At 65.7% G+C, this 11,134-nt stretch carries 13 protein-coding genes; 6 read left to right on the top strand and 7 right to left on the bottom strand.

All coding sequences use genetic code 11. The annotated features are described in order from the left end of the window. The 4 genes from J7I89_RS11455 to J7I89_RS11440 form a co-directional block, all read left to right on the top strand. A partial coding sequence (locus tag J7I89_RS11455) for an HNH endonuclease signature motif containing protein (RefSeq protein WP_214970160.1) occupies positions 1-261 on the top strand: 261 nt, incomplete at its 5' end. Between the two features lie 157 nt (positions 262-418). Further along, on the top strand, positions 419-1,546 hold the full coding sequence (locus tag J7I89_RS11450; protein WP_214970157.1) for a mandelate racemase/muconate lactonizing enzyme family protein: 1,128 nt from the start codon (positions 419-421) through the stop codon (positions 1,544-1,546). A 10-nt stretch (positions 1,547-1,556) separates the two neighbouring features. Continuing rightward, entirely contained in the window at positions 1,557-2,261 is a 705-nt protein-coding gene (locus J7I89_RS11445; RefSeq protein WP_214970154.1) for a FadR/GntR family transcriptional regulator, read from the top strand. A 216-nt stretch (positions 2,262-2,477) separates the two neighbouring features. Continuing rightward, positions 2,478-3,821, top strand: coding sequence for an MFS transporter (locus J7I89_RS11440; protein WP_214970151.1), 1,344 nt, complete (start codon positions 2,478-2,480; stop codon positions 3,819-3,821). Positions 3,822-3,840: 19 nt separating this feature from the next. On the opposite strand, the gene J7I89_RS11435 is transcribed toward J7I89_RS11440, so the two are convergent. After that, entirely contained in the window at positions 3,841-4,773 is a 933-nt protein-coding gene (locus tag J7I89_RS11435) for a LysR family transcriptional regulator (protein ID WP_214970148.1), read from the bottom strand. A gap of 172 nt (positions 4,774-4,945) precedes the next feature. On the opposite strand from J7I89_RS11435, the gene J7I89_RS11430 reads away from it, so the two are divergent. Both J7I89_RS11430 and J7I89_RS11425 read left to right on the top strand, forming a co-directional pair. Then, positions 4,946-6,262, top strand: a complete 1,317-nt coding sequence (locus tag J7I89_RS11430) for a glucarate dehydratase family protein (protein ID WP_374102015.1) — start codon at positions 4,946-4,948, stop codon at positions 6,260-6,262. Next, a complete protein-coding gene (locus tag J7I89_RS11425; RefSeq protein ID WP_214970145.1) occupies positions 6,259-7,269 on the top strand; it encodes a 2-hydroxyacid dehydrogenase in 1,011 nt (336 codons plus the stop codon). The genes J7I89_RS11430 and J7I89_RS11425 overlap by 4 nt, the downstream gene beginning before the upstream one ends. Positions 7,270-7,297: 28 nt before the next feature. On the opposite strand, the gene J7I89_RS25160 is transcribed toward J7I89_RS11425, so the two are convergent. Genes J7I89_RS25160 through J7I89_RS11405 form a run of 6 tightly spaced genes read right to left on the bottom strand, consistent with a single transcriptional unit; the run spans position 7,298 to position 11,128 of the window. Further along, positions 7,298-7,597 (bottom strand): hypothetical protein, encoded by a 300-nt coding sequence (locus J7I89_RS25160; protein ID WP_251045185.1) that lies wholly within the window; start codon positions 7,595-7,597, stop codon positions 7,298-7,300. Next, positions 7,546-7,875, bottom strand: a complete 330-nt coding sequence (locus J7I89_RS25155) for a hypothetical protein (protein WP_251045184.1) — start codon at positions 7,873-7,875, stop codon at positions 7,546-7,548. Before J7I89_RS25155 ends, J7I89_RS25160 begins: the two co-directional genes overlap by 52 nt. Then, complete coding sequence (locus J7I89_RS25150; RefSeq protein WP_251045183.1) at positions 7,872-8,033, bottom strand: hypothetical protein; 162 nt, start codon at positions 8,031-8,033, stop codon at positions 7,872-7,874. The genes J7I89_RS25155 and J7I89_RS25150 overlap by 4 nt, the downstream gene beginning before the upstream one ends. Next, positions 8,030-9,055, bottom strand: coding sequence for an ABC transporter ATP-binding protein (locus J7I89_RS11415; RefSeq protein ID WP_214970142.1), 1,026 nt, complete (start codon positions 9,053-9,055; stop codon positions 8,030-8,032). Before J7I89_RS11415 ends, J7I89_RS25150 begins: the two co-directional genes overlap by 4 nt. Beyond that, positions 9,048-10,190 carry an ABC transporter ATP-binding protein gene (locus J7I89_RS11410; RefSeq protein WP_214970139.1) on the bottom strand — a complete coding sequence of 381 codons (1,143 nt, stop codon included), beginning with the start codon at positions 10,188-10,190 and terminating at the stop codon, positions 9,048-9,050. The genes J7I89_RS11415 and J7I89_RS11410 overlap by 8 nt, the downstream gene beginning before the upstream one ends. Beyond that, positions 10,187-11,128, bottom strand: coding sequence for an ABC transporter permease (locus J7I89_RS11405; protein WP_251045182.1), 942 nt, complete (start codon positions 11,126-11,128; stop codon positions 10,187-10,189). The genes J7I89_RS11410 and J7I89_RS11405 overlap by 4 nt, the downstream gene beginning before the upstream one ends. Positions 11,129-11,134 lie beyond the last annotated feature (6 nt).

The following is an 11,134-nucleotide window of genomic DNA, read 5'->3' as shown; positions in this document are numbered from 1 at the left end:
ATCACCGCCCGCGACCAAGGCTGCGCCTTCCCCAACTGCACCATCCCCGCCCCCTGGTGCGAAGCCCACCACACCACCTACTGGTCACACGGCGGACCCACCAACACCGACAACGGCACCCTCCTCTGCACCCACCACCACCACCTCATCCACAAAGAACAATGGACCATCCACATACGATCAGGCATCCCCTGGTTCATCCCGCCACCCCACATCGACCCCAAACAAACACCCCGACGCAACCACCACCACCGAACATGAGGCAATCACCCCGCCGGCGGTCAGGTATGCCCAGCGCACGGTGCGGCTTCCACGCTCTCCAAGGGCCGATTCCCTGCCTCATACTTGTTATATAAGTTGAGTACTTATAACCTAAGAAGCGCGGGCGATGTTGCCCCCTAGTCTTCAAGGAGAACCCATGAGCACGGTCGATCTCATCCGGCACGTCAAACTTTCCACGGCGAGGCTCCCGCTGGCCGTTCCAATCAGCGACGCCAAGGTGTTCACCGGACGCCAGAAGCCCATGACCGAGGTTGTCTTCCTCTTCGCCGAAATCACCACCGAGCAGGGACACAGCGGCATCGGCTTCAGCTACTCCAAGCGCGCCGGCGGCCCGGCCCAGTACGCCCACGCCAAGGAAGTCGCCGAAGGCATCATCGGCGAGGACCCCAACGACATCGGCAAGATCTACACCAAGCTCCTCTGGGCCGGCGCCTCCGTGGGCCGCTCCGGCGTGGCCACGCAGGCCCTGGCCGCCATCGACATCGCTCTCTACGACCTCAAGGCCAAGCGCGCCGGTCTGCCCCTGGCCAAACTCCTGGGCTCGTATCGCGACTCCGTCCAGACCTACAACACCTCCGGCGGCTTCCTGAATGCCACCCTGGACGAGGTCAAGGCGCGTGCCACGCAGTCGGTCGAAGAGGGCATCGGCGGCATCAAGATCAAAGTGGGCCTGCCTGACAGCAAAGAGGACCTGCGGCGCGTGGCAGGAATCCGCGAACACATCGGCTGGGACGTTCCCCTCATGGTGGATGCCAATCAGCAGTGGGACCGCGCCACCGCACTACGCATGGGCCGCCAGCTCGAGGAATTCAACCTCGTGTGGATTGAGGAGCCGCTGGACGCCTACGACTTCGAGGGCCACGCCCACCTCGCCTCCGTCCTGGACACGCCCATCGCCACCGGCGAAATGCTCGCGTCCGTCGCCGAACACAAGGGCCTCATCAACGCCAACGGCTGCGACATCATCCAGCCCGACGCTCCCCGCGTCGGCGGTATCACCCAGTTCCTCCGCCTCGCTGCCCTCGCGGACGAACGCGGCCTTGGCCTGGCCCCGCACTTCGCCATGGAGATCCACCTGCACCTTGCCGCCGCCTACCCGCGCGAACCCTGGGTGGAGCACTTCGACTGGCTCGATCCCCTGTTCAACGATCGCCTCGAAACCAAGAACGGCCGCATGATCGTTCCGAACCGCCCGGGGCTGGGCGTAAGCCTCAGCGACCAGGCACGTGCCTGGACCACGGATTCGGTGGAGTTCGGCGCGTAACCTTGAACCCATGAGCCGGAACCTGACCGCGGACCTCGCCGCCGATCTTCGCACCCGCATTGTCGACGGCGTCATCCAGCCCGGAGACAAGCTGCCAAGCGAAAACTCGCTGATCAGCGAATTCGGCGTCAGCCGCACAGTGGTCCGTTCCGCGCTCACCCGCCTTCAGGCCGAAGGACTCGTGGAGACCGAACGGGGGCGGGGCAGCTTTGCGCTGACCCCACCTCCGGACGGCCCGACGTCGGCCCGGGGCACCCGCGCCGTGGTCACCATGGAGGACCGTCTGCACCTGCTCGAGTTCCGGATGGGCGTCGAGTCCGAGGCCGCGGCGCTGGCCGCCAGGAACCGCACCGACCGGCAACTGAGGGCTGTCTTGAAGGCCCTCGAAGAGTTCACTTCCAGCGTCGGGCACCCGGCACACGCCATGAAATCCGACTATGACTTCCACCGCGCCGTGGCCGCTGCCTCCGGAAACCCGTTCTATTCCGACTGCCTCGCGTCCCTGGGCCAGACCATGATCGCCATGCCGCGGACCCGGCTGATGACCGACGTCGAACACTACGCCGGCGACCACTTCGACCAGGTGGTCCACGAACACGAGTCCATCTATGCTGCCATCGCGGAAGGTGACGAATCGTCGTCGTCGGCCGCCATGCGCAGCCATTTGGCGAATTCCCGGCGCCGCCTGCGCGCCCCGGCGCCGGCCGCCGGCTGACAACGGGGCTACATCCGGCAAGCATCGGATGAGCCCGCCATTCCTTTAAGGTATTCAGTAATGCAAATTATGTGTAGGACGTGCATCACAAGCGGCAAATACAGTGAGTGAAGTCGCTGTGGCACGGGCCACAGGTCTTGCGCCCGTCGCCAGTCGACCTGCGTCGCCTATTCAAAGGAACTACCCAGGCAGTCTGTAGACACCGCTGTCACGGACGTGGCCGTCGCCACGAAGAAGTTTTTCAAGCGTGTGCTGCCCATCATGCTGGTCATGCTCGTATGCAACCAGCTGAACCGGTCCAATATCGGGTACGCCCATGAGCACCTCGAAGCGGACGTAGGCATCGGCGCCGCCGCCTACGGTTTCGGAGCCGGCCTGTTCTTCATCGCCTACGCCATCTTTGAACTTCCCAGCAACGTGATGATGGAGAAGTACGGCGCAAAGGCGTGGCTGACCCGGATCATGATCAGCTGGGGAATCGCCTCGTTCCTTATGGCCTTCGTGCAGAACGAGATGATGTTCTACGTGCTGCGCTTCCTGCTCGGCGCAGCCGAAGCAGGGTTCTTCCCCGCCGTCATCTTCTACTTCGCCCGGTGGGTCCCGGCTGGCCAGCGGGGCAAGGCAACGGCCATCTTCATCGCCGGTTCGTCAGTCGCCGCCGCGCTCTCCGGACCGATCGCCGGAATGCTTCTCAGCCTCCACGATGTCCTGGGCCTCCGCGGCTGGCAGTGGCTGTTTGGGTTCGAGGGACTTCTGTCTGTCGCGGTCGGCATCGTGGTGTTCTTCCTCCTTGACGCCAAGATCCAGGACGCCAAGTGGCTTTCAGTCAACGAAAAGGCCGCTCTTTCCCAGGCGATCGAGGACGAGGACGCTCAGCACGCCACCGTCAGCGGCGGCAAGGTCAGCCGCTGGAAGATGCTGCTGAACCCGCAGATCCTCCTCCTCTGCGGCATCTACTTCTCGGTCCAGCTCTCCATCTATGCCAACACCTTCTGGCTGCCCACCATCGTCAAGCAGATCCCCGGCACCACCGACCTGAGCGTCGGATTCCTCTCAGCCATTCCGTGGGTCTGCGCCGTGTTCGCCATGTACTTCGCGGCCAAGTGGCAGGACAAAGCGAAGTCCAAGCGTCCGCTGTTGGTGGTGGCACTCCTCGTCGCCGCTATGGGCACCTTCGCCGCGGCCATTGCGTCACCGGTCCTGGCCCTGGTGTTCCTGGCCGTCGCGGCCATGGGCTTCAAGAGCGCATCGCCGCTGTTCTGGACCATCCCCCAGTCCGGCCTGCACCCGCTGGTCCTCGCCCCGGCCATCGCCATCATCAACTCCCTGGGCAACTTGGGCGGGTTCGTGGCCCCGTTCGGATTCGGCATCATCAAGGAACAGACCGGAAGCGTCGTGCCGGGCCTCTTCGCCCTGGCCGCGGCGTCCACGCTGGCCGCAGGCCTCGTCTACTTCCTCAAGGAACGCAAGGCCCCCGACGCGCCCGCTGCAGATGACGCGCCTGCTGCGGAAACGTCGGCGTCCCCGGAACCTCGGCTGGCGGCCGCCGGGGCGAAGTAGCCCCGGCCTCGGAGCACCCCTAGCCGCCGGGCGCGGCAAGCCCGTCGGAGTCGATCAGCTCCAGCAGGCGCCGCACTGCCGGGTTGGCTGTCTCTTCGTTCCACGCCAGTTCCAGGTCCACCCGGTTGAGCTCCCGGATGCCGAGGCTCCCGTCAATTTCGTGGAATTCAACTCCCGCCGGGGCCGAGGCCATGGCAGACGCCGGCACAAGCGTGACTCCCAACCCGGCCTGGACAAAGGCGAGTAATGCCGGAATCTGGCTGGCGTACTGGGTGATGTTGGCGTGGGCCCCGGCGCTGGCGAACAGCCGGAGCACAAGATCGTGGAAATACCGGGCTTCCTTGGTGGAGTACATCAGGAGCGGAAGGCGGTCCAGCTTTCCCAACGGCAGCGGGGCGCCCTCCTTCAGGGGCATGCTTCCAAGCATCGAACTGCCTGCGGGCAGCGCCACAACCAGGCGGTCCTGCATGAGGGGCCGCGACATGATCCCCGGCCGAGCCACAATCGGCCTCAGGAGGCCGATGTCCACGCTGCCCTTCACCAGCCCGTCCATCTGGTCCGTGGAAACCAGTTCCCGCAGCATGAACGAGACCCCGGGCATGCTGTCAGCCGCACGCCGCAGCAACAGCGGCAGCACACTTTGACCGGCGATCGCGGTGTATCCGACGGTGATGGCACCCAACTCGCCCGAGGAAACTCTGCGGACATCCAGCTCCGTTTTGATGCACATGTCCAGGATCTGCCGCGCCCTCGGCAGCAGCAGGGCACCCGCGGGCGTCAGTTCGACCTTCCGGCTGGTGCGGCCGAACAGCTGTGTCCCCAGCTTCTTCTCCAGAATCTGGATCTGCCGGCTCAAGGGCGGCTGCGTCATATTGAGCCTCTCCGCTGCCGCGCCGAAGTGCAGCTCCTCGGCAACGGCGACGAACGCCTCGAGCTGGGGCAAGGTAAACATCGATACCTTTCGTGGATGATCGGGTGCACAAATTAGCTTGGACGTGGATCAATTGCTCCCATTATGGTCATCGGGACGGCAGTTGCGAAACCTTACCCGGCAGGCACGGGACAACTGCGCGGAACCCCCTGACGGAGCAGCATCACCGAGCAGAACCTAGGAGCACACCGGAGTGAACCCCGTGAACGAACAGGCAGAACACGAACAGGCGGAACACCTGGACCCAGTCATCATCACGAGCGTCACCATCACGCCGGTGGCCTTCAAGGACCCGCCGCTGCTGAACACCGTGGGGGTCCATGAGCCCTACGCCCTCCGCGCCATCGTGGAAGTCCACACGGATTGCGGCATCAGCGGGGTGGGCGAAACGTATGGCGACGCCGGCCATTTGGCACGCCTCCAGGCCGCAGCCGCAGCCCTTGCCGGCACCGACGTCTTCAACATCAACGAACTCCGAACCCGCATCGCATCGGCAGTCCGGCACGATAGCGTCCAGGGCGGCCACGGCATGAGCGGAATGGTGACCGGTTCCAGCACCACCGACCGCGTCCTGTCGGCCTTCGATGTAGCCGCCCTCGACATCCAGGGAAAGCTACTCGGCCGCCCCGTCAGCGATCTTCTCGGCGGCGCTGTCCGCGACACCGTGCAGTTCAGCGGCTACCTCTTCTATAAGTGGGGCGGACACCCCGGCCAGGACGACGACGCCTGGGGCCCGGCGCTGGACCCAGCGGGCATCGTGCGGCAGGCCCGGAAGATGGTGGACGAGTACGGCTTTTCGGCCCTGAAGCTCAAAGGCGGCGTTTTCCCTCCCGAGGAGGAAGTGGCAGCCGTCAAAGCACTGCGCGCCGAATTCCCCGCGATGCCGCTCCGGATCGATCCCAACGGCGCATGGACCGTGGACACGTCCGTCCGCGTGGGCAAGGAACTGGACGGGATCCTGGAGTACCTCGAGGATCCCACGCCTGGCATTGAGGGTATGGCTGCCGTCCGCCGCGAAGTAGGGATGCCGCTCGCCACGAACATGTGCGTGGTGAGCTTCGCGGACGTTGCTCCTGCCGTTGCGGGTGGTGCGGTGGATGTCATCCTCTCCGATCACCATTTCTGGGGAGGCCTGCGCCGCTCCCAGTCCCTGGCCGGCATCACCGAAACCTTCGGCCTGGGCCTGTCCATGCACTCGAACTCCCATCTGGGCATCAGCCTCGCCGCCATGGTCCACCTCGCGGCGGCGACGCCCAACCTCGACTACGCGTGCGACACGCACTGGCCGTGGAAGGATCCTGACGAGGACGTCGTGCCTGCCGGTTCGTTCGCCTTCGACAAGGGAGCTGTCCACGTTCCCACGGGCCCCGGGCTGGGGATCGAGCTGGACCGTGACGCACTGGAACGGCTCCACCGCCAGTACTTGGAATGCGGGCTGCGGAGCCGGGATGACGCCGGCTACATGAAACGGCTGCACCCCGCCTATGAACTCCAGAGCCCGCGCTGGTGAGCGCCCCGGAGACCGCAGGAAAGAGCCTGAGGATCGTGGTCACCGACCCCATCATCAGCCGCTTTGAGGATGAGCTAAAGCACGACGGCGGCACCCACCATTGGGACATGGCGGCGGCTTGGACTCCCGATCGCCAGCTGGACGCGCTGGCGAGTGCCGACGTCGTCGTCTGTTCAGGGCTGGGTCCGCGCCAGGCGGCCGCCGCCCGCGGGCTGAAGCTGGTGCACGTCACGGGTGCCGGCTACGACAAGATCTTTCTTCCGGGGCTGGCCCCGGGAGCCGCCGTCGCCAACACCTTCCACCATGCGCGGCCCATTGCCGAACACGTCCTCATGGTCACGCTGATGCTGTCCCGCAATGTCGCGGCAGCCGACCGGGCAGTGCGCGGCGGGACCTGGCGGACCATTGCCACCGACCCGCAAGTGCCTTTCCACCCGACCCTGGGCGGAGGAATGACCATGGGACTGGTGGGGATGGGCTCCATCGGGGCCGAGGTGGCCCGCCTGGCCGGCCTTCTGGGCATGGACGTTCGCGCCGTCCGCAAAAATCCCGATGCCCGCGTCCCGGACGGGGTCGCACTGAGCTGGGTGGGCGGCATCGACCAGCTCCCGGAGCTGCTGGCTGCGTCCGACGTCGTGGTTGTCACCGTGCCGCTCGACTCTTCGACCGAGGGAATGATCGGGGCACCAGAGTTCGCAGCCATGAAGCCAACCGCGTTCCTTATTAACGTTGCGCGGGGGCCGGTGGTGGACCAGCATGCGCTGTTCGACGCCCTGAAGTCACAGCGCATCGCCGGGGCGGGCATCGACGTGTGGTGGGGATCCCCGTCTGACGGCGTGGTCCCCCCGGCGGAGCTGCCGTTCGGAACCCTGGCCAACACCGTCCTTACACCGCACCACTCCGGCCATGCGCGGATCACGTTCGAACGACGGGCGGCCGACATCGCTGCCAACATCAGGCGGTTGGCGGAAGGCCGGGAGCTGTTCAACGTCGTGCCGCGGGGCTGAGGATGCCGCGGGGCTGACGAAGGGCCGGTCAGGGCTGCAAAGCAGCCAGGGCGGCCAGTTGCCCCGTCAGCAGCAGGGTTCCCAGGGCAGACGCGCCCAGCGCCAGCAGCCTCAGCCGCGCGGCGTTCAGGAAGCGGTTCACGAACCGTGAGGCCAGATAGCCGCCCAGCACCGCCGGCACCATCCACAGCGCGAGGGTCAATATTTCCGGGGTCACTGCCCCCGCAACTCCCAGCGACACGAGGGAAACCGCGGAACCGATCATGAAGAACGCGCTCATGGTGCCCCGCAACCGCGATCCCTGATGGCCTTGCCAGACCAGGGCCATGGGCGGTCCTCCGATGGATGTCGCGGTGCCCATGATGCCCCCGAAGCGGCGCTGGCGGCAATGAGGTTGAGCCGCACGGGCTTGGGAGCCCATCCCCTGACGGCCAGAACCAAGCCGCTGAGCACCACCACGACCACCACCCAGGCCAGTCCTCCCTTGGACAGCAGGGCAACGAGGCATGCCCCCGGGATGCTTCCGGGGATCCTGCCCACCAGGGCCCAGCCGGTACCGCGGAGATCGAGGTGCTGCCGCTCACGGACGGTCACAAGAATGGTCACGAGCAGCGCCAGGAGAATGAGCGCGGCCGGCAACAGCGTCGGATCCCCATGGCCACCACCGGCGCGGCGAGCATTCCCATGCCGAAGCCCGTTGATGCCCGCAGGCACGCGGCCAGGAAGATCACGCCGGCGATGACCGCGTACTCCGCGCCCGTCACCCGGCGGCGGTTGTGGCGCCTGTGAGGCCCCTGACTGATTCGAGTGGGAAGTGGCATTCGACCAGGTGCAGCGTGCCATCGGCGGCAGTCGCCACCCGTGGCTCGGGCGCCACCTCGGCGCAGATGTCCTGCGCCTTCCAGCACCGGGTACGGAAGCGGCATCCCGACGGCGGGTCCAGCGGAGAGGGCAGCTCACCCTGAAGGACGATGCGGTCCCGCTTCGCCCCCGTGACGTCGAGCTTGGGCGAGGCGGACATCAAGGCCGCCGTGTAGGGGTGCCGCGGATGGTCGAAGACTTCCTCGGTGTCTCCCGTTTCGATGATTCTGCCCAGGTACATCACGGCCACCCGATCCGCCACGTGCCGCACCACGGTGAGGTCATGAGAAATGAAGATATACGAGACGCCGAGTTCCTGCTGGAGGTCATTGAGCAGGTTCAGGACCTGTGCCTGGACGGAAAGATCGAGCGCGGAGACCGGTTCGTCGAGGATGATGACGTCCGGATTCAGGGCAAGGGCACGCGCAATGCCGATCCTTTGCCGCTGCCCGCCGGAAAACTCCTGCGGGGATTTCCGGGCGTCCGACGGGCGCAGGCCCACCATGTGAAGCAGCTCGCGCACGCGGGCTTCGCGCTCCCGCGACGACGGGTAGAGGTTCCGGTGGGTGGCCCAGGGTTCGGCAATGATGGCGCCGGCGCTCATGCGCGCGTTAAGGGAGGCAAACGGGTCCTGGAACACCATCTGGACCCTGCGCCGCCAGCTCAGCAGCTCCTTTCCGCGGAGCCCGAACGGGTTGGTGCCTTCAAAGGTCACCGTCCCCGCATCCGGCGTCTCCAGCATCATGAGGGTCCGGGCCAGAGTGGATTTTCCGCAGCCCGATTCGCCCACGAGGCCCAGGGTTTCCCCGCGTCCGACCGTGAGGCTGATGCCATCCAGGGCCTTTAGGCGGGTGTTGCCGCTGGCGCTCTTGGCGACGTGGAAGGTTTTGCACAGGCCATCGATCTGCAGAAGCGGCTCAGACATTGTTTAACTCCTTGCTGAAGTGGCAGGCTGCAACCCGGCCCGGCCGCGGCGGCCGGGTGCCGGCGAAATTGCCGGCATAGTTGCCGCCGTCAAGGTCGGCGTCGGCACCCAAGCCGTTGTCGGCGTCGTCCTCGGCGCCGGTCTGCACGACGGCGGCGCTTCCGTTCACCGGCAGCAGCCGGGGACGCTCGGCCCGGCAGATGTCCTGCACGAGGGGGCAGCGCGACTGGTAGACGCAGCCGGCGGGTATGTCATGGAGCTCGGGCGGGCTCCCGGCGATGGACTTCAGATGGGCGCCGCGTTCCACGTGGACGGGCACGGACTCGAGCAGCCCCTTGGTGTAGGGGTGCCGCGGATCGCTGAAGACCTCGGAAACGGGTCCGCTCTCCACCACGTTTCCGGCATACATCACGGCCACTGAGTCGGCTTCCTCGGCAACAACCGCCAAGTCGTGCGTGATCAGCACCACGGCCATCTGCCCTTCCTCCCGGAGTTTCCGCAGGAGCTGCATGATCTGCGCCTGGACGGTGACGTCCAGGGCAGTGGTGGGCTCGTCGGCTATGAGCAGGCGTGGATTCAGCGCCACTGCCATGGCGATGAGTATGCGCTGGCGCATGCCGCCGGAGAACTGATGGGGGTACGAATTGACCCGCGACTCGGGTTCGGGAATCCCCACGCGCTTCATCAGCTCGATCGCCTCGGCTTTGGCTTCCTTGGCGCTGAGTCCCCGATGGATCCTAAAAGCCTCGCCGAGTTGCGTTCCGACCGTATAGACCGGGTTAAGGGCTGTCAGCGCGTCCTGGAAGACGATCCCCAGCTCGGGTCCGGCGAACTTGAGCCGTTCCTTGGGCGTCAGGGCTGCCAGGTCTGTTCCGTTGAGCACGATCTCTCCGCCGGCAAGGTCGCAGACGGGGTCCATGATTCCGGCGAGGGCCTTTGCCGTCATGGACTTTCCGCAACCGGATTCCCCGAGCAGTGCCAGGGTCTCCCCCGCACGGGCCTCGAAGCCCACACCGTTGACGGCCCGGACGGTTCCCCGGTGGGTCCGGATGTCCACAGCCAGGTCCTGGACACTAAGAACAACATCACTCGCCCGCGGCTGTCCGGTGAGCACGGTTTGGGCAGCAGTCTTCACGGCTTTGCCTCCTTGACTGGAATGCGGACAATCAGCCGCTTGCGGGGAAGGGCCAGGCGCCAGCGCTGGGCCGGATCGGTGGCGATCCGCAGCCAGGCCGCCAGAACATTGGCGGCGATGGTGGTGACCACAATCGCGACGCCGGGAAAGATTGAAAGCCACCATGCGGTCTGCAGATACTGCCTGCCCTGCGAAACCATGAGGCCCCAGCTGACGTCCGGCGGCTGGATTCCGATGCCGAGGAAGCTCAGCGACGACTCGGCCAGCATGACGTAGCAGAATTCGAGCGTGGCGAGCGTGAGAAGCGTCGGCAGGACCACCGGGATGACGTGGCGTCCGATGATGGCGTTCGGCCTGGCGCCAAACGTCCGCGCGGCATCCACGAACGTCCTGCTTTGAAGCTCCGCCGATTCGGCCCGCGCCGTGCGCAGGTAGATGGGGATACGCGTCAGGGCCAGGATCAGCACGATGTTTCCGGCGCTCGGGCTGAACACGTAAAGAACGACGACGGCGAGCAGCAGCGATGGGAAGCTCATGATGACGTCGGCGATCCGCATCGACACATTTTCACGCCAGCCGCGGTGGTATCCGGCCCAGACGCCCCACAGCGAACCGATCACGAGGGCCGCCGCCACGGCGGGCAACGCGACGGAGAACGTGGTGCGGCTGGCCACGACCAGCCGCGCGAGCATGCTGCGCCCCAGTGAGTCGCTGCCCAGGACGTACTCCCAGCCATAGGCCAGCGAAAAGGGAGCCTTGTTGGCGAAGAGGAGATTCTGCTTGGTCGCCAAGTCACCCATCAAGACGGGACCAATGACGGCGGTCAGGCCGATGAGAATCAGGACCAGCGCGGACACCATTGCAAAGCGGTCCTTCAGCAGTAGCCGGAAAAGGGTGAGGTTCCCTTCTACCGCGGGCTCAGTGATTGAACTCTTCATGGCTAC

Origin of the sequence: Arthrobacter sp. ISL-5 (assembly GCF_018613835.1) — a bacterium.
Lineage (GTDB): Bacteria > Actinomycetota > Actinomycetes > Actinomycetales > Micrococcaceae > Arthrobacter.
The sequence above is the reverse complement of the archived record's forward strand: the minus strand, read 5'-3'. Positions and strand labels throughout refer to the sequence as shown.